The sequence below is a fragment of the Streptomyces sp. NPDC091289 genome (assembly GCF_044757365.1).
In the GTDB taxonomy this organism is placed as follows: domain Bacteria; phylum Actinomycetota; class Actinomycetes; order Streptomycetales; family Streptomycetaceae; genus Streptomyces.
In genome coordinates this window covers 38,283-53,911 of sequence record NZ_JBIVUT010000007.1, presented here as the reverse complement: position 1 = coordinate 53,911, position 15,629 = coordinate 38,283, and the positions used below count along the sequence as shown (strand labels likewise).

Annotated in this window: 17 protein-coding genes; 8 read left to right on the top strand and 9 right to left on the bottom strand. The window is 73.4% G+C overall.

Annotated elements, in window-relative coordinates:
• Positions 1 to 116: 116 nt before the first annotated feature.
• Positions 117 to 1,229 carry a serpin family protein gene (locus ACIQPT_RS10875; RefSeq protein WP_401154757.1) on the bottom strand — a complete coding sequence of 371 codons (1,113 nt, stop codon included), beginning with the start codon at positions 1,227 to 1,229 and terminating at the stop codon, positions 117 to 119.
• 141 nt (positions 1,230 to 1,370) lie between these two features.
• Here ACIQPT_RS10875 and ACIQPT_RS10870 point away from each other — a divergent pair, with 141 nt between their 5' ends.
• Positions 1,371 to 1,859 carry a GNAT family N-acetyltransferase gene (locus ACIQPT_RS10870; RefSeq protein ID WP_401154756.1) on the top strand — a complete coding sequence of 163 codons (489 nt, stop codon included), beginning with the start codon at positions 1,371 to 1,373 and terminating at the stop codon, positions 1,857 to 1,859.
• 55 nt (positions 1,860 to 1,914) lie between these two features.
• Here ACIQPT_RS10870 and ACIQPT_RS10865 read toward each other — a convergent pair whose 3' ends face one another.
• On the bottom strand, positions 1,915 to 4,044 hold the full coding sequence (locus tag ACIQPT_RS10865; protein WP_401154755.1) for a DHA2 family efflux MFS transporter permease subunit: 2,130 nt from the start codon (positions 4,042 to 4,044) through the stop codon (positions 1,915 to 1,917).
• A 179-nt stretch (positions 4,045 to 4,223) separates the two neighbouring features.
• Here ACIQPT_RS10865 and ACIQPT_RS10860 point away from each other — a divergent pair, with 179 nt between their 5' ends.
• Positions 4,224 to 5,414 carry a peptidoglycan-binding protein gene (locus tag ACIQPT_RS10860; protein ID WP_401154753.1) on the top strand — a complete coding sequence of 397 codons (1,191 nt, stop codon included), beginning with the start codon at positions 4,224 to 4,226 and terminating at the stop codon, positions 5,412 to 5,414.
• 170 nt (positions 5,415 to 5,584) lie between these two features.
• Entirely contained in the window at positions 5,585 to 6,247 is a 663-nt protein-coding gene (locus ACIQPT_RS10855) for an HAD-IA family hydrolase (protein ID WP_401154751.1), read from the top strand.
• 50 nt (positions 6,248 to 6,297) lie between these two features.
• On the opposite strand, the gene ACIQPT_RS10850 is transcribed toward ACIQPT_RS10855, so the two are convergent.
• Positions 6,298 to 7,032, bottom strand: coding sequence for an ABC transporter permease (locus tag ACIQPT_RS10850; protein WP_401154749.1), 735 nt, complete (start codon positions 7,030 to 7,032; stop codon positions 6,298 to 6,300).
• 347 nt (positions 7,033 to 7,379) lie between these two features.
• Here ACIQPT_RS10850 and ACIQPT_RS10845 point away from each other — a divergent pair, with 347 nt between their 5' ends.
• From ACIQPT_RS10845 to ACIQPT_RS10835, 3 genes are all read left to right on the top strand, one after another.
• On the top strand, positions 7,380 to 8,024 hold the full coding sequence (locus tag ACIQPT_RS10845) for an HNH endonuclease family protein (RefSeq protein ID WP_401154747.1): 645 nt from the start codon (positions 7,380 to 7,382) through the stop codon (positions 8,022 to 8,024).
• An 81-nt stretch (positions 8,025 to 8,105) separates the two neighbouring features.
• The gene (locus ACIQPT_RS10840) at positions 8,106 to 9,914 is read left to right on the top strand and encodes an alkaline phosphatase D family protein (protein ID WP_401154745.1); all 1,809 of its coding nucleotides are present in this window, start codon (positions 8,106 to 8,108) and stop codon (positions 9,912 to 9,914) included.
• A gap of 84 nt (positions 9,915 to 9,998) precedes the next feature.
• Positions 9,999 to 10,448: a DoxX family protein gene (locus ACIQPT_RS10835; RefSeq protein WP_401154743.1), complete on the top strand. Its 450-nt coding sequence runs from the start codon at positions 9,999 to 10,001 to the stop codon at positions 10,446 to 10,448.
• 92 nt (positions 10,449 to 10,540) lie between these two features.
• Here the strand turns inward: ACIQPT_RS10835 and ACIQPT_RS10830 are convergent, their stop codons facing one another.
• The gene (locus ACIQPT_RS10830; protein WP_401154741.1) at positions 10,541 to 11,395 is read right to left on the bottom strand and encodes a superoxide dismutase family protein; all 855 of its coding nucleotides are present in this window, start codon (positions 11,393 to 11,395) and stop codon (positions 10,541 to 10,543) included.
• A 199-nt stretch (positions 11,396 to 11,594) separates the two neighbouring features.
• Here ACIQPT_RS10830 and ACIQPT_RS10825 point away from each other — a divergent pair, with 199 nt between their 5' ends.
• Positions 11,595 to 12,449 carry a DedA family protein gene (locus ACIQPT_RS10825; RefSeq protein WP_401154739.1) on the top strand — a complete coding sequence of 285 codons (855 nt, stop codon included), beginning with the start codon at positions 11,595 to 11,597 and terminating at the stop codon, positions 12,447 to 12,449.
• Positions 12,450 to 12,468: 19 nt separating this feature from the next.
• On the opposite strand, the gene ACIQPT_RS10820 is transcribed toward ACIQPT_RS10825, so the two are convergent.
• The 4 genes from ACIQPT_RS10820 to ACIQPT_RS10805 form a co-directional block, all read right to left on the bottom strand.
• Positions 12,469 to 12,690, bottom strand: coding sequence for a DUF2277 domain-containing protein (locus tag ACIQPT_RS10820; RefSeq protein WP_030075838.1), 222 nt, complete (start codon positions 12,688 to 12,690; stop codon positions 12,469 to 12,471).
• Positions 12,691 to 12,769: 79 nt separating this feature from the next.
• Positions 12,770 to 13,234, bottom strand: a complete 465-nt coding sequence (locus tag ACIQPT_RS10815) for a hypothetical protein (RefSeq protein WP_401154736.1) — start codon at positions 13,232 to 13,234, stop codon at positions 12,770 to 12,772.
• A gap of 155 nt (positions 13,235 to 13,389) precedes the next feature.
• On the bottom strand, positions 13,390 to 13,740 hold the full coding sequence (locus tag ACIQPT_RS10810; protein WP_401154735.1) for a hypothetical protein: 351 nt from the start codon (positions 13,738 to 13,740) through the stop codon (positions 13,390 to 13,392).
• A gap of 27 nt (positions 13,741 to 13,767) precedes the next feature.
• Positions 13,768 to 13,986, bottom strand: coding sequence for a hypothetical protein (locus ACIQPT_RS10805; protein WP_007459297.1), 219 nt, complete (start codon positions 13,984 to 13,986; stop codon positions 13,768 to 13,770).
• Between the two features lie 139 nt (positions 13,987 to 14,125).
• Here ACIQPT_RS10805 and ACIQPT_RS10800 point away from each other — a divergent pair, with 139 nt between their 5' ends.
• Positions 14,126 to 14,752 (top strand): histidine phosphatase family protein, encoded by a 627-nt coding sequence (locus ACIQPT_RS10800; RefSeq protein ID WP_401154733.1) that lies wholly within the window; start codon positions 14,126 to 14,128, stop codon positions 14,750 to 14,752.
• Between the two features lie 6 nt (positions 14,753 to 14,758).
• On the opposite strand, the gene ACIQPT_RS10795 is transcribed toward ACIQPT_RS10800, so the two are convergent.
• Entirely contained in the window at positions 14,759 to 15,577 is an 819-nt protein-coding gene (locus ACIQPT_RS10795) for an inositol monophosphatase family protein (protein WP_401154731.1), read from the bottom strand.
• Positions 15,578 to 15,629: the final 52 nt, after the last annotated feature.

Sequence of the window (15,629 nt, the reverse complement as noted above, 5' to 3'; positions counted from 1 at the left end):
TCGCATTGCCCTACGAGGTAGACACAATCAACCCCCTCTTTGCCTGACTGTCATCCTGCTGCGGTCCGGAAGATGTCGTCCGCGGGGATGAGGGGGCGGCCCGCGGAGCCCGGTTCTCAGGCGTTCGGGGCGGCGGCGGGGGCGTCCGCCTGCCAGGCGGTGAACAGCGGTACGTCCTCGGCTCCGGCCAGCACGACGACGCCGAAGGGCCGGTCGAAGGCGATGTGCCGCACCCGCTGCGGCCGGGGGGCGGCTCCCGCCGGCGCCATGGCGACCACCGTCACGGCCGCGGCCTCCACCCCCTCCTCGGCGATCTTCAGGACGGCCTCCTGGACCACGTCGGAGATGGTGAGGGGTTCGGGCGAGAGGCCGGAGAAGTCCGCGGCGTCGGAGGTGGCCAGCCGTACGCCGAGGGCGGGCAGCTGCCCGGTGACGGGCACCCAGGTCCGCAGGGCGAGCCGGGGCAGCCCGATCGTCACCCGGTCGGTGTCCAGCGCGCCGCCCGCCGGCCGGGACGCCCAGCCCACGGGCAGCACCCGCTCCGGGCCCGCGCCCGGCTCCCCGAGGACGAGGCGGACCCGGGCGCCGGGGCGGCCGTCCGGTTCCGGTGCGCAGCGGAGCTCGACGACGTACGCCCCGCCGGCCGTCCAGGCGTCGGACAGCGGCACGTACGCGAACATGGTCGGCACCGAGGTGACCGCCCCGGCCTCGTCCGTGAACGGCAGGTCCTGGGTCCGCCAGGCTTCGAACGGCTTCTCCCAGCGGGCCTTCAGCGCCAGCACGTTGACCAGGGCCAGCAGGATCTCGTCGGTGATCTCCAGCGGCAGCCGCTCGATCAGCCCTCCGGTGGCCTCGCGGACCCAGGCGTCGACGGCCGCCGGGTCCATCGGGTCGAAGCGGACGTCCGGCAGCGCCTCCCGGTACGCGAGCAGCACGGGCACCCGGCTCCAGACCCGGGTGGCCACGCCCAGCGCCCCGGTCCCCGCCAGCTCGCGGGCCACCGCCGTGACGGCCGGCGCGGCCTCCCGGTCCGCGGTGCCGAGGAGGGCCCGCAGCTCGGCGGCGGTCGCACCGCGCGCTCCGGCGGCGACGGCGGCCAGCGCGAGCCACAGCCCGGCGGGCGAGCACACGAAGCCGGTGCCGGGTTCCGTACGGTCGCGGCCCTCCCCTGCCGCCATGCCGCCGTCCCGTATCCAGCGCTCGGCTAGGCGCTGGATCGCACCGGTCATGGATGCGGTGGATGGCGTGGATGGAGTGGGTGGAGTGGATGGAGTGGATACCTCAGTCACTGCTGCCCCCTGCACGTAAGTTGCGTCGTCACATATAAATCGCGTAGTCGTTCGGACCGCGCGGCAGCAAGAATGCCCCACATGACCTGGACCGTGACCGTCGAACGATTCGACTCCCCCGACGCGAGCGCACTACGCCGCGACTACTACGACGAGGTCGCGAGCCGCTACTGGCAGCGGCCCGCGACCGCCGAGGAGATCGACGACGGGCTCGCCGACGACGGCGCCGACCTGCTCGTACCGCCGACCGGCCAGTTCGTCGTCGGCCGGTACGGGAGCAAGGCCGCGAGCTGTGCCGGGCTGGTACTGACGGAGGCCGCCGGGCCGGGTACGGCGGAGCTGACGCGGGTGTACGTGCGGCCGGCGTTCCGGGGCACGGACGGCGGCGGGCTGCTGCTGGCCGCGGTGGAGGAGGCGGCGCGGGCGTACGGCGTACGGCTGCTGCGGCTGGACACCCGCAACGACCTGGTCGAGGCGCGCGGGCTGTACACGAAGCACGGGTACCGGGAGGTGCCGGCGTTCCACCGCCGCAACCAGTACGCCGAGCACTGGTTCGCCAAGGAGCTGTGACCCGGCGTACGGCGAACCGCACGGCGCCCCGGCCCGGGTGCCGGGCGCCGGGTGCTCAGGCGGGCGGGTGCGGGTGGCCGTGGTCGTCGCGGTCGTCGCGGCTCCGGCGGTGGGCCTCCGCCTCGCGCTCGTCGTGGCGCAGATGGGCCTCGTGGTCGCGGGGAGGCGTCGGGGAGTGGGGGCGCTCCTTGGTCGAGCCGCTGACCTCGGCGGTCAGTTCGCTGACGAGTTTGACCAGGTCGGTGGGGCGCTCGGGGCCCCACCAGTCGCCGAGGAGTTCGGCGAGGGAGTCCTCGCGGGCCTGGGAGAGGTGGACGACGGCCTCGGCCCCCGCGTCGGTGAGGATCATCTGCAGGCCCTCCCGGCGGGCCAGTCCGCGCTCCTCGACCTGCCGGGCGGCGTCGGTGATCACGTGCAGCGGTACGGGAGCGGTCTCGGCGAGCCGGGCGGGTTCGACGGTGCCGTGCCGCTTGATCCGCAGGAGCAGCCAGCTGGCCGCGGGCAGCAGGTCGTATCCGGCCCGTGCCGTGATCTCCTCGTAGATCTCGCGGCGGCCCTCCCGGGTGGCCAGCACCGACAGGGCGCGGGCGCACTCGTCGTACGAGGAGCGCTCGACGGGGTTGGAGGCGAGGGTCTGGCCGGCGTCCGGGGCGGTCACCGAGCCCCGGAGTTTGTCCTCGCGGAGGAACCAGGCGAGGACGAAGGCCAGGAGGACGACCGGGACGGCGTACAGGAAGACGTCCGTGATGGAGGTGGAGTACGCGCTGAGGACGGAGGGCCGCAGGTCGGCCGGGAGCTGCCCGATGGCCCGGGGGTCGGCGGCCAGCCGCCCCGCGTCGACGCCCGGCGGCAGCGACTGCCCGGTGAGCGCGTCCGTCAGCTGACCGGTCAGCCGGTTGGCGAAGATGGTCCCGAAGATGGCCACGCCGAACGCGGAGCCGATGGACCGGAAGAACGTCACGCCGGAGGTGGCGACGCCGAGATCCTGGTAGGAGACGGAGTTCTGGGCGACCAGGACGAGGACCTGCATCACCAGGCCGAGACCGGCGCCGAAGACGAAGAAGAAGGCGCTCATCAGCCAGGTGGAGCTGTTCTCGTCGAGCTGGTGGAGCAGCAGCAGCCCGACGGCGGTGATGGCCGTGCCCAGGACCGGGAAGACCTTCCAGCGGCCGGTCCGGCTGACGATCTGGCCGGAGCCGGTCGAGGTGATCAGCAGGCCGAACACCATCGGCAGCATGTGGACGCCGGACATCGTCGGGGTGATGTCGTGGACCACCTGGAGGAACGTCGGCAGGTAGGTCATCGCGCCGAACATGGCGAAGCCGATGACGAAACTGATCACGGCGACGAGGCTGAAGGTGCGGATCCGGAACAGTTTCAGCGGCAGGACGGGTTCGGCCGCGCGCCGCTCGACGGCGATGAAGACCACGAGCAGCACGACGGCGAGCACCGCGAGCACGATGATCTGCGGGGAGCTCCAGGCCCAGGTCGTACCGCCGAGGGAGGCGACGAGCACCAGGGCGGTGGCGACGGACGCGATGAGGAAGGTGCCGAGGTAGTCGATGACGTGCTTCTCGCGGCGGACCGGGATGTGCAGGACGGCCGCGATGACGACCAGCGCGACGACGCCGATCGGCAGGTTGATGTAGAACACCCAGCGCCAGCTGAGGTGTTCGGTGAAGAAGCCGCCGAGGAGCGGACCGAGGACGCTCGTCACGCCGAAGACCGCACCGAAGAGCCCCTGGTACTTGCCGCGTTCGCGCGGCGTGACGAGGTCGCCGACGATCGCCATCGACAGCACCATGAGCCCGCCGCCGCCGAGTCCCTGGAGGGCCCGGAATCCGATCAGCTGGGGCATGTTCTGGGCGACTCCGCAGAGCGCGGAGCCGATCAGGAAGATCACGATCGCGGTCTGGAAGAGCTTCTTGCGGCCGTACTGGTCGCCGAGCTTGCCCCACAGCGGGGTCGCCGCGGTCGCCGCCAGCAGATAGGCGGTCACCACCCAGGACAGATGGTCCAGCCCGCCGAGCTCGCTGACGATCGTCGGGAGCGCCGTGGAAACGATGGTCTGATCGAGTGCCGCGAGCAGCATGCCGAGGAGCAGCGCTCCGATCGCCACCAGGACGCTCCGGTGGGACTGTCCCTCACCGGGGGCCGGGGGTGACGGGCTCAGCTGCTGGGCCATGGGCGTCTCCTCGATCCGCTGAATTCACTGATCCGCTGATCCACTGATCCACTACACCCCCATCCTGGACGTTTCACCCCGTTATGGCCTGCCGAGGACGGGCCGAGCCACGGAGGGCCGTTGGGCTTCCCCGGAGCGGGCTGCATAATCGCAGGCAGCTCAAGGGGAGGGGACCCACGATGACCGGACACGCATGCCCGGAGTGCGGGAGACGGACGGCCGGGGAGCCCGGCACGGAGCACCGGGTGCCGTGCCGGTGCGGCGCGGGCGCGCGTCCGGCGCAGCTCACGGAGGACGAGCAGCGCGCCGCCCGTACGGCGGAGATCGCCGCGGCCGAGGACTTCGACCCGCTGCGCATCCGGCCGTACGTGACGCTGACGGACCCCGGAACCGGCCGCCGCCCGGAGGACAAGGTTCCAGAACATGACGTTCCGGAACACGGTGTCTCGGGGCACGGCGTCTCGGCACACGCCGATTCGGAACATGACGTCTCGGAACATGACGTCTCGGAACACGACACTCCGGGGGCGGCGGCGACCACGATGCCGCTGTTCCTGGGCGGCGACGGCCCGGGCGTGGGTACGGGCGTGGGTACGGGCATGAGCGCGGGCGCCCCCGGCGGCCCCGGCGGCACAGGTGGCCCCGGCGGCGCGGGCGGTGCGGCGTCCTCCGCGCCGGACGGAAGCCGTAGACGTACGGCGGGCGCGGAACCCGTCTTCGCTCCCGGCCCCGACCCCGTGCAGCCGCGCCGCAGGCGCCCCTTCGGGGCTCTCGCCGTGGGGGCGGCCGTGGCAGCGGTGGTCGGCACGGCGGCTTTCGCCGGTGGGCTGTTCGGCGGCGACGACAGCCGGGACGAGGCGCTGCCGGAGGCCACCACGAGCGTCCCGGACACCGAGGACGGACCGGCCGCGTCGGTGGCCCCGTCCCCCTCCGCGTCGGCCACTCCGTCCCGTACGCCGTCCGCGTCGGCCACGCCGTCCGCCACGCCGTCCGCGTCCGCCTCGCCGACGCGGAGCCCGCAGTCCACCCCGAGCGCCACCGCGTCCGCGTCGCCGACGGCGAGCGCGTCGCCCACCCCGGACGGCGACGGCGCACCCCCGGCCGCGCCGTCCGACGCCCCGCCCGCGGACCTGGCCGGCCCTTCGCTGCGGCCCGGCGACCGCGGCCCGGAGGTCGTCGAGCTGCAGAACCGGCTCATGGAGGTGTGGCTCTACGCGGGGCCGGCCGACGCGAACTACAACGACCAGGTGGAGAACGCCGTGGCGGTCTACCAGTCGTACAAGGCGATCCAGGGCGATCCGGCGGGCGTGTACGGACCGAACACCCGGCGCGCGCTGGAGGCGGAGACGAGCGGCCGCGGACGTCACTGAGCCCGGGCCGCCCGGACGCCGGGCAGAGGGATTGGCGTTCCGACCCCGGTTTTTGTATCGTGGTGGAACAAAGTAGCTCCCGCCCGCACTCCCTGACCGGCGGGCGGGGGTTGCTCTGGTACCGCACACCTCCCCGGTACCGCACACCTCCCCGCGTTCTGGAGCAGCCGATGCCGGCCACCGTCCTCACCGCACAAGCCCTCCTGCTCGACATGGACGGCACCCTCGTGAACTCCGATGCGGTGGTCGAGCGCTGCTGGCGGCGCTGGGCGATCAAGCATGGGCTGGACCCCGAGGCGGCGCTCAAGGTGGTGCACGGCCGGCAGGGGTACGCCACGATGGCCGTCCTGCTCCCGGACCGCCCGGTGGAGGAGAACTACGCGGACAACCGGGTGATGCTCGCCCAGGAGACCGCCGACGTCGAGGGCGTCGTGCCGATCGGCGGGGCGCCCGCATTCATGGCCGCGATCACCGAGCTGCCGCACGCGCTGGTGACCTCCGCCGACACCGCGCTCGCGACGGCCCGGATGGGCGCGGCCGCACTGCCGATGCCCGCCGTCCGCGTCACCGCCGAGCAGGTCGGCGCCAGCAAGCCGGACCCCGAGGGCTTCCTCAAGGGCGCGGCGGAGCTGGGCTTCGACGCGGCGGACTGCATCGTGTTCGAGGACTCCGAGGCGGGCATCGCGGCGGGCCGGGCGGCGGGCATGCGCGTCGTGGGCGTCGGCCCGCGCGCTGCGGCCCTCGCGCCGGACGCCCATGTCGAGGACCTGACCCAGGTGCGGGTGGAGGCGGCCGGGGACGGCTCGATCCGCCTGCACATCAACGAGGCCTGAGACTTCTCCGCTCCACCTCCCCACTGAACCCCCTGGCCCGGCCCGGGGGTTCAGCCCCGGTGCAGCAGCCCGCGCGCGACCAGCTCCAGGACCACCGCGACGGCCACCACCTGCACCGCCATCAGCGCCACCAGGACGAACAGCTGCACGGCGCCCGCCTCCACGGGTGAGGCGCCGCCCAGCAGCATGCCCACGAACGCCCCCGGCAGGGTGACGAGCCCGACCGTCCGGGTCTGGTCGAGCCCGGGCAGCAACGCGTCCGACGCCGCCGGCCGCACGATCTCCAGCCGGGCGTCCCGGTCGAGCATCCCGAGGGCCATGCCCGCCTCCACCTCACCGCGCCGGCCGGTGAGCTCGTCCAGGGCCCGCCGCCCGCCGAGCACGGTCGCGGTGAGCGCCCCGCCGATGAGGATGCCGGCCACCGGAATGAGCGCCAGGCCCCGGAGCGGCACGAGCCCCGTGAGCAGCAGCGCCCCCACCACGGGCAGCACGCCCGCCCCGATCGGCACGGCCGCCCACCGCCAGGTGCGATTGCCGGTGAGCCGGCGTCCGGCGGTCCACACCGCTACGGCGAACATCAGCGCCACGAACCCGAGAAGCGGCGCCAGGGAACGGACCACCCAGCCGATGAGCAGGGAGACGGCGGCGAGTTGGGCCGCCGCCCGCACCCCGGCGACGAGGATCTCGCGCGACCGGCCCAGCGAGGCCCACGCGGCGACGGCGGCGGTGAGAACCAGCAGGACGGCGAGGACGACGCCGAGGGTGAGGGAGACCGGAAGCAGCACCCGGCAACGATAGAGCCGCGCCCGAGCCCCCCGGCGACACTCCCCGCGCCCGGGCCCCTGGCGAAACCTCCCGCACCGTCACCCCCCGGGAGTGCGACCGGGGAGCGCGACCAGGGACACCGAGCGCCCCCGGACCCCCGCCGGACGCCCAACAGCACCCGGACACCTGCCCCGTGACGGATCCGCGCGCTCCCGCGATCCGTCACTCCCCTTGCACACCCCTTGATGTGACGTGCACATGTCGCCACTCTGTTACCTGACGCCCACCCCACAGAAACCTGGCGTCGCCACGATGGCCGGGCCCCACCTACCGCCCGCCCAAGCCCCCCCACATCAAGGGAGTTCGCATGTCCGGTGTCTACGCGCGTCGCCTCTCCGTCGTCGCCGCAACCGCCGCACTCGCCGCCACGTCCGCCCTGTTCAGCGCCCCGAGCGCGCAGGCCGCCATGCCCACCCCGGTCAGCGCGGCGACCGCACGCACCTATCTGAGCCAGCTCACCGTCGGCGCGGAGGGCTCGTCCAGCGGCTACAGCCGCGACAAGTTCCCGCACTGGATCACCCAGTCGGGGGCCTGCAACACCCGCGAGGTCGTCCTCAAGCGCGACGGCACCAACGTCCAGCAGGACGCCGCCTGCGCCGCGGTCAGCGGCAGTTGGTACTCGCCGTACGACGGCGCCACCTGGAGCGCCGCGTCCGACGTGGACATCGACCACATGGTCCCGCTCGCCGAGGCCTGGCGCTCCGGCGCGAGCAGCTGGACCACCGCCCAACGCCAGTCGTTCGCCAACGACCTGACCCGCCCCCAGCTGATCGCGGTCACCGACAACGTGAACCAGTCCAAGGGCGACAAGGACCCGGCCAAGTGGATGCCGCCGAGCTCCTCGTACAAGTGCACCTACGTCCGCGCCTGGGTCCACGTCAAGAAGCACTACAACCTGAGCGTGGACTCGGCCGAGAAGAGCGCCCTGCAGTCCGCCCTGAACGGCTGCTGACCCGCCGGAACCCGTGCGCCGCCCTTCCTCGTTCTGTACGTTACGGAGCCCATCCGTGACGGCGTAGCGAGGAGACATCACATGGCCGGGCTGCGCCTGGGACCACTACTGCGGTACGTCGACTGGGAGACCGGATCCACCGCGACCGTCTGGGTCGAGGCAAGCCGCCCGTGCACCGTGGAAGTCCGGTGCGCGGACGGCGCCTCGGGCTCCTCGCCCACCTTCGCGGTGGCCGGGCACCACTACGCCCTGGTGGTGGTGACGGGTCTGACGCCCGGCACCACCACGGCGTACGAGGTGCTGATCGGCTCCCGGCGTGTCTGGCCGCCCGACGACGCCCGCCTCCCGCCGAGCACCATCACCACACCGTCGGCCCCGGCGACTTCGGCGGTCGCGGCCAAGGGTGCCGGCTCGGAGGGTGCCGGGGCGGAGGGCTCCGGGGCGGAGCCGGACGGCGTGCGGATCTCGTTCGGGTCGTGCCGCTGGGCGGCCGCTCCCGGCGGCGGGCACGACCCCGTGGGGCCGGACGCCCTGGTCACGCTGGCCGCGCGCCTCGCCGCGGATCCCGCGGCCGAGCGGCCCGACGTCCTGCTGCTGCTCGGCGACCAGGTGTACGCGGACGAGACCTCCGGGGCGACCCGGCGCAGGCTCGCCGCCCGCCGGGACCTGCGCGAGCCGCCGGGCGCGGAGATCGCGGACTACGAGGAGTACACCTACCTCTACGACGAGTCGTGGCGCGACCCGGAGGTGCGCTGGCTGCTCTCCACCGTTCCCAGCTGCATGATCTTCGACGATCACGACGTCATCGACGACTGGAACACCAGTGAGGCCTGGCAGCGGGACATGCGCGCCACGCCCTGGTGGCACGAACGGATCGTCAGCGGGCTGATGTCGTACTGGGTCTACCAGCATCTGGGCAACCTCTCCCCCGCCGAACTGGCCGCCGACCCCGTGTACGCGGCGGTCAGGGCCTCGCCCGACGGCACCGAGGCGCTGCGCCGGTTCGCCGCCGAAACGGACGCGGATCCCGCCCGTACCCGGTGGAGCTACCGGCGTGTTTTCGGCCGAGTACGGCTGGTGATGGTCGATACCCGCGCGGCCCGCGTCCTGGCCGAGGAACAGCGGGCGATGCTCGACCCCGAGGAGGCCGGCTGGCTGCGGAAAGCGGTCCTGGACGACCCCGCCTCGTACGACCATCTCCTCATCGGCAGCTCACTGCCGTGGCTGCTGCCCCCGCTCGTCCACGACGCGGAACGCTGGAACGCCGCCCTGTGCGCGGGCGTACGCGGGCCACGCTGGGCACGGTTCGGCGAGAAGCTGCGCCGCGCGTCCGACCTGGAGCACTGGGCCGCCTTCCCGGAGTCCTTCGACCGGTTCACGGAGTTGCTGCGGGAGGCGGGGAGCGGCCCGGACGCCCCGGCGACGGTATGCGTCCTCTCGGGCGATGTGCACCACGCCTATATCACCGAACCCCGGTGGCCGGACACCCGGTCCCGGTGGCCGGACGCCGATTCGGGCCCCGGACCCGGCCCTGCCCCCGGGAGCGCCCCGGTGTCCCGCGTCCTCCAGCTGACCTGCTCCCCCGTGCACAACTCGATCCCCCGGTCCATCCGGACGGGCTTCCGTCTCGGCTGGAGCCGGGCGGGCCGGTGGATCGGCCGGGTGCTGGCCCGCCACGGCCGTACGGGAGCGTCGCCGGTGACCTGGAGCAGGGCGGGCGGCCCCTGGTTCGGCAATCAGCTCATGACACTCACGCTACTTGGCCGGAAGTCTGCGCTGACATTGGTACAGGCCAAGGCGAGCAAGCAGGGGGCCCAGCTAGAAGCGGTTCTTGAGCGTTCACTCACCCCTGAGAGTGAGGCGATTTTCGGCCACTCGACAGGATGTTGAAGTTGCAAGCATTGATGAGGTTTCCCTAACCTGAGGCGCCCAGTCGGTTCACGTCCCCACCCCGACCGAAGGAGCCCACCCCCCATGCTCATCCGCCTGAACCGGGCACAGCCCTATGTGCTCAGCCTTTTCCGCTTCGTCGTCGGCCTGCTCTTCGCCTTCCACGGCGCCGCCACGCTCTTCGGAGTGCTGGGCGGCAACCAGGCGGAGACCGGTGCCTGGCCCGGCTGGTACGCCGCTCTGATCCAGTTGGTCTGCGGGTCCCTGGTCGCCCTCGGCCTCGGCACCCGTGCCGCGGCCTTCCTCGCCTCCGGGTCGATGGCCTACGCGTACTTCAAGGTGCACCAGCCCCAGGCGCTCCTGCCGATCGAGAACGGCGGCGAGGCGTCGGCGATGTTCTGCTGGGCGTTCCTGCTGCTGGTCTTCACCGGCCCGGGAGCCGTCGCCCTGGACCGCTTCTTCGGTTCGCGTGACACGGCGGACACCGCCGAGGGCACGGCCCGGCGTCAGCAGGCCCCGGCCGTCCCGGTCTGACCGGTGGGCCGTACGGCGGTGCCCCGCCCTCCTCGCGGAGGAACGGGGCAACCGCCGTACGGCGTGTTCCGCCCGAGGGTGCGGCGGCCCCGTCACCCCCGCCCGTGGGGCGCGAACGGCACCGTGAAGCAGGCCGCCCGCTCCCCCGCACCGCCCTGCCGGTCGTGGACGATCACCGACCGCGCTCCGCCCTCCCGGAAGCCCCAGCCGTGCAGGGCCTCGGCCCGCCCGTCGCCGTCCTCGTCCGTCCGGAAGTCCAGCCACACCTCGTTGACCGGGTCGGCGGTCGCCGCCGGACGGTGCTGGTAGTGGGGCCCGGCCGCGGCGGGATCGGCACCGCAGGGCGAGGTGTGCACATGCATCCCGTACGCCCGGCCGGGCACGAGCCCCCGCAGACGGGCCCCGACCCGGGTACCGGACGGGTCCGCGAACTGGGTGATCTCGATCCGCGCGCCCGCCGGCACCAGCCGGGTGTCGTACGTCAGCGCGTCGGACTGTACGAAGGAACCCGGCGGGGAGAACACCCCTGCGGCCCGCATCCACGAGCTGTCGCCCGCCGCGGCGACATCGTCGGTGCGGCTCGGGTCTCCACCAGCACTCGGGGCTCCACCGCCGCTCGGGTCTCCACTGCCGCTCGGGTCCCCACCACCGCCGGGCCCCTGCGCCGGGGCCCCCTCCGCAGGAGCGCCGTGCGCGCCGTGCGCGCCGTGCGCGCCGTGGCCGCCGTGGCCGCCGAGGGTCGTGCCGGACACCCCGTCGTCCGTTCCCTGGGCGACGCCCACACCGCAGGCCAGCGTCAACAGGGCCACCGTGCCCGCCAGTACGCCCGGGACCCGTGGGACCCCCCGGACCCGCGCGGTCGCGTCGCCCTCCCGGGCCGCCGTCGCGGGCCGCCCCGCATGCGGGTGCGACGACCCGTGTCCCGTCCGTACCATCCATGCCGTCATGTGCTGCTCCTCGCTCGCGTGCCGGTCGTTCTCCCCGCCTAACGGGCACATGGCCTCCAGGTGTACGTGACCTGCACAACATCACCCGCCCTGGCCGATGCCCGGAGACCCCTCACGCGTACGCTGTACAGCTGAACCTGCCGCCCCTGCCGCTCCCCTGCGACGTCGCGGCGTTGACACGATCGGGGAGTAGTAGACGGTGCTAGAGAGTGTGGCCGCGCTGACCAGCAGTCCATGGATCTACGCGGTGGTCGCCCTCTCCGTTCTCCTGGACGTCTTTCTGCCCCTGCTGCCCAGCGGCGTTCTCGTCATCACGGCCGCCACGGCGGCCGCCGCGGGCTCCACCACCGTCAGCGGCGCCGGCGAGGGCACCGGCGGACAGGTCCCCTCGCTCGTCGTGCTGATCCTGTCCGCGGCCACCGCCTCGGTCCTCGGCGACCTCGTCGCGTACCGCCTCGCCTGGCGCGGGGGCGACCGGCTGGACCGGGCCATCGCCCGCTCCCGGCGTCTCACCACGGCGCAGGAACGTCTCGGCGCGGCGCTGAGCCGGGGCGGCGGCGCACTGGTGATCATCGCCCGGTTCGCTCCCGCGGGCCGCTCCGTGGTCTCCCTCGGCGCGGGCGCCGCCCACCGCAGGAAGCGGGACTTCCTTCCCTGGTCCGCGCTGGCGGGCCTGGCCTGGGCGGGTTACAGCGTGGGGCTCGGTTACTTCGGCGGCCGGTGGCTGGGCTCGACGTGGTTCGGCACGGCCGTTTCGGTGCTGGCCCTGTTCGTGGCGGGCGCGCTGGCCGCGTTCGTGGTGAAGCGCCCGGCGACGCGGGCGGCGACGGCCGGGGCAGCGGCGGTGCCCTCGATGGCGGACGGGGAGGCGGAGGCTCCGGGAGCAGCCGCGGTGGCAGCCGGGACGACCTCCGCGACCGCGTCCGCGGCAGCCGCCGCAGCGGCTCCCAAGGCGGCACCCCGCGTCTCCGTACCGGCGCCCACGCCTGCCCCCGGCGCCGCTCCCCCGAGCGGGCCCGGACCGGTGTCGGCGCCCGCCCCGGCCGCCCCCTGAGCGAAGGGCCGGGCTGAACTCAGCCCTTGGCCGCGCCCCGTATCTCCAGGCCGTCGAGCAGCTTCATCGTGGCTGCGGTGATCTCGTCGACGGCCCGGTCGAAGACCTCCCGGTTGTGCGCGGCGGGCGCGCGGAACCCGGAGACCTTGCGTACGTACTGAAGGGCGGCGGCCCGCATGTCCTCCTCGGTGGCCTCTTCGGGGAGGGCGGGCGGGCGGAGCGTCTTGATACTGCGGCACATGACTCCAGTGTGGACCGCCCCACTGACAACGGACACCCGTCGCCGCCCGCCCGCCCCTCTCCTCCGCCCTCCCGCCGGTTCAGCTGGTCCGCACCGCGTCGCTCGGGTTCGACCGGTCGGTGCACAGGGCCCAGATGATGAACACGTCGATCGCGATGGTGACGATGGCCCAGACCGGGGTGTACGGGAGCCACATGAAGTTGGCGATGAGGTTCAGGGCGGCGAAGGCGACGCCCACGCCGCGGGCCCAGGCCGCGCCCTGGAGAATGCCCCAGCCCACGAAGATGAGGATCACACCGAGAACGAGGTGGATCCAGCCCCACGAGGTCACGCTGAACTTGAAGACGTAGTCGTTGATCCGCGTGTAGACGTCGTTCGAGGCGATCCCCGCGATGCCCTTCAGCACGCCGAGGATGCCGTCCACGAACAGCAGGACACCCGCGAACACCGTGCCTCCGGCCGCCCACGGGCTGCCGGAGCCGCCGCCCGGACGGGGATCGGCGGGGCGTGAGGAGCCGGGTGTGGGTGTGCTGGGCTGCGACATGAGGACTCCTTGGTCGGAACAGACGCCGGGCGTCTGCTGTCCCGACCTGCCCTGGTGATGCGGGCAGATCAGCTCCGACGTTCCCCGCGCCCCCTGGGCACAGCCACCCGGACGCACCCGTTCGGGTGACCGGTCATGACACTGTCATGGCGCCGTCATGGTGCGCTGACCGTGACGATGCGCCCCTGGGCGTCGACGGTGAGAGCCACGCGCTCGACGCGGTTGGTGAGGGCGACACCGGCCCACACGATGCCCCACACCAGACACGAGAAGACGGTGAGGAAGGCGTGCAGCACATGGTTCACCGGCTGCCCGCGCACCAGCACCACCTGGCTCCCGGAGCGCGACTCGACCCGCCAGCCGCTCGCGATGCGCCGGCTCACCACCCAGTCCAGGATCAGGACGCGCTGCGCAGCGTCGGGGGGCTCGCCCCCGGCCACGTAATAGCCGGGCGGCGGCTCGACCGAGGCCGAGGCGCTCTCGCGCACCGTACGACGACGCTTCACGGGATCACTCCCAACCCAGGTCTCGGATCACTCCCAGGTGTCGAGGTCGCCGCCGCGCCACTCGATCAGCCCGGGCCGGTCCAGCTCGACGACCTTGTCGGGCCCCGGGGCGAACCCCGCGGCCCGCAGCAGCGCGGCCACCTCGCCCCTTCCGTGCGCCAGGCCCACGATCTGCCCGTGCACGGTGACCCGCCGCCCTCCGGTCGCGGACGGCGGATAGACGATCACGGGCGGGTGCTCGGCCATGCCTCCACGGTGCCCCGACCACTGCCCCCGCGCATCCCGGGAGGCGGTCCGCCCGTCCCGCTCCGGGGAACCGCCCGAGCGCGGGCCGACGTCCCTGCACACGTTCGTACGATCATGAACCGCGACGGAGGACCCGCCCATGACGACAACGACCGCTGCCCGCTATCTGTACGTGACCCGGCACGGTCAGGCCTCCGAGGACGAGACCGCGCTGACGGACGCCGGCCGCCGTCAGGCCGCCCTGCTCGGGGAGCGGCTGCGCGGGGCCCCGATCACGGCGATCCACCACGGCCCGCTCCCCCGCGCCGAGCAGACGGCGCGGCTGGTGGGCGAGCGGCTGCCGGGGGTCCCCCTGCTGCGGTCCGAACCGGCCGGTGACTACATCCCGTACCTGCCGTCACGGGAGGAGCTGCCGGCGGAGTCGGCCGACCGGACGCTCGCACGACTGGCGGAGTTCCCGGCGGCGGAACGCGAGCTGGGCCCCGGCCTTGCGGAGGAGGCGCTCGCACGGTTCACGGGAGCGGTCGAGGGCGACGAGCCCCGCCATGAACTGCTCGTCACCCACAACTTCCTCGTCGGCTGGCTCGTCCGGGACGCGCTGGACGCCCCGAAGTCGCGCTGGCTGGGCCTCCACCACGCCAACGCCGGGCTGACCGTGATCCGTTACTCTCCCGGCCGCCCCGCGGCACTGCTCCTGTTCAACGACACCGGCCACCTGCCCGCCGAACTCCGCTGGACCGGCTTCCCGCCCGAGGAGCACATCTGAGGGAATTCAGTCGTTCCCGTCGGTCCGCCCACGACCGCGGATGAAGGACAGCAACAGTTCGTGCGTCCCGGCGTCCGCGGCCACGAGGAGCCCCCTGCCGCCCGCTCCGGCCGGGGCGCCGTCGACCCCGGTGACGACGCAGCCGGCGGCCCGGCACAGGGCGATCCCGGCGGCGAAGTGCACGCTGCCGCTCAGGTCGCCGCCGTCGGTGACGTACGCGGCCCGCCGGCCGGCCGCGACCCAGGCCAGCGCGAGCGTCGTGGAGACGACGCGCGGGCGGAAGTGCTCGACGAACCCGGGGTGGGCGAGCAGGTCCACCGCCCGGAATCCGGGCGCGCTCGGGAAGGGCGGATCGAGGTTCACGTCCACCAGGCGGGAGTCCTCCGCAGGCGCCAACGGCGTTTCGCCGCCCGCGACATGCCGGACCCGGGCGGTCTCGCCGTCGGTGAGGAAGACCTCCCCGCTGAACGGATCGGCCACGGCGGCAGGGCCGTTGCGCAAAGCCACGTTGACGGCGACCAGTTGGGAGCCGACGGCGTAGTTGAGCGTCCCGCACAAGGGGTCCACCAACCACTCCCGCGCCGCGCCGGCCGCGCCCCGCCGGCCGCCCTCCTCGCCGTGCACCGCGTCCCCGGGCCGGGCGGCACGGAGGACGTCGAGGATCGCCTCCTCGGCCGCCACGTCGGCGTCGGTGGCGAAGTCCCCTGCGCCTTTGTCGATACGGGAGTGGAGCCGCCCGTACCGGGCGCGCACGACCTCCGCCCCGGCCAGCGCCGCGGTGGCCGCCACCTCGGTGTCCGTCGGTCCGGCAAGTGAGTCGATCATGCCGGGCAGGGTAGCGGGAGGCTGCCGCCGCCGTACGGCGAACCCGGCGCAG

Coding starts and splice junctions, on each gene's coding strand:
- ACIQPT_RS10845 (WP_401154747.1), top strand. CDS start 7,380: ATGTCCGGTGTCTACGCGCGTCGCCTCTCCGTCGTCGCCGCAACCGCC.
- ACIQPT_RS10820 (WP_030075838.1), bottom strand. CDS start 12,690: ATGTGCCGCAGTATCAAGACGCTCCGCCCGCCCGCCCTCCCCGAAGAG.
- ACIQPT_RS10875 (WP_401154757.1), bottom strand. CDS start 1,229: ATGACCGGTGCGATCCAGCGCCTAGCCGAGCGCTGGATACGGGACGGC.
- ACIQPT_RS10865 (WP_401154755.1), bottom strand. CDS start 4,044: ATGGCCCAGCAGCTGAGCCCGTCACCCCCGGCCCCCGGTGAGGGACAG.
- ACIQPT_RS10795 (WP_401154731.1), bottom strand. CDS start 15,577: ATGATCGACTCACTTGCCGGACCGACGGACACCGAGGTGGCGGCCACC.
- ACIQPT_RS10815 (WP_401154736.1), bottom strand. CDS start 13,234: ATGTCGCAGCCCAGCACACCCACACCCGGCTCCTCACGCCCCGCCGAT.
- ACIQPT_RS10855 (WP_401154751.1), top strand. CDS start 5,585: ATGCCGGCCACCGTCCTCACCGCACAAGCCCTCCTGCTCGACATGGAC.
- ACIQPT_RS10860 (WP_401154753.1), top strand. CDS start 4,224: ATGACCGGACACGCATGCCCGGAGTGCGGGAGACGGACGGCCGGGGAG.
- ACIQPT_RS10830 (WP_401154741.1), bottom strand. CDS start 11,395: ATGACGGCATGGATGGTACGGACGGGACACGGGTCGTCGCACCCGCAT.
- ACIQPT_RS10840 (WP_401154745.1), top strand. CDS start 8,106: ATGGCCGGGCTGCGCCTGGGACCACTACTGCGGTACGTCGACTGGGAG.
- ACIQPT_RS10870 (WP_401154756.1), top strand. CDS start 1,371: ATGACCTGGACCGTGACCGTCGAACGATTCGACTCCCCCGACGCGAGC.
- ACIQPT_RS10800 (WP_401154733.1), top strand. CDS start 14,126: ATGACGACAACGACCGCTGCCCGCTATCTGTACGTGACCCGGCACGGT.
- ACIQPT_RS10805 (WP_007459297.1), bottom strand. CDS start 13,986: ATGGCCGAGCACCCGCCCGTGATCGTCTATCCGCCGTCCGCGACCGGA.
- ACIQPT_RS10835 (WP_401154743.1), top strand. CDS start 9,999: ATGCTCATCCGCCTGAACCGGGCACAGCCCTATGTGCTCAGCCTTTTC.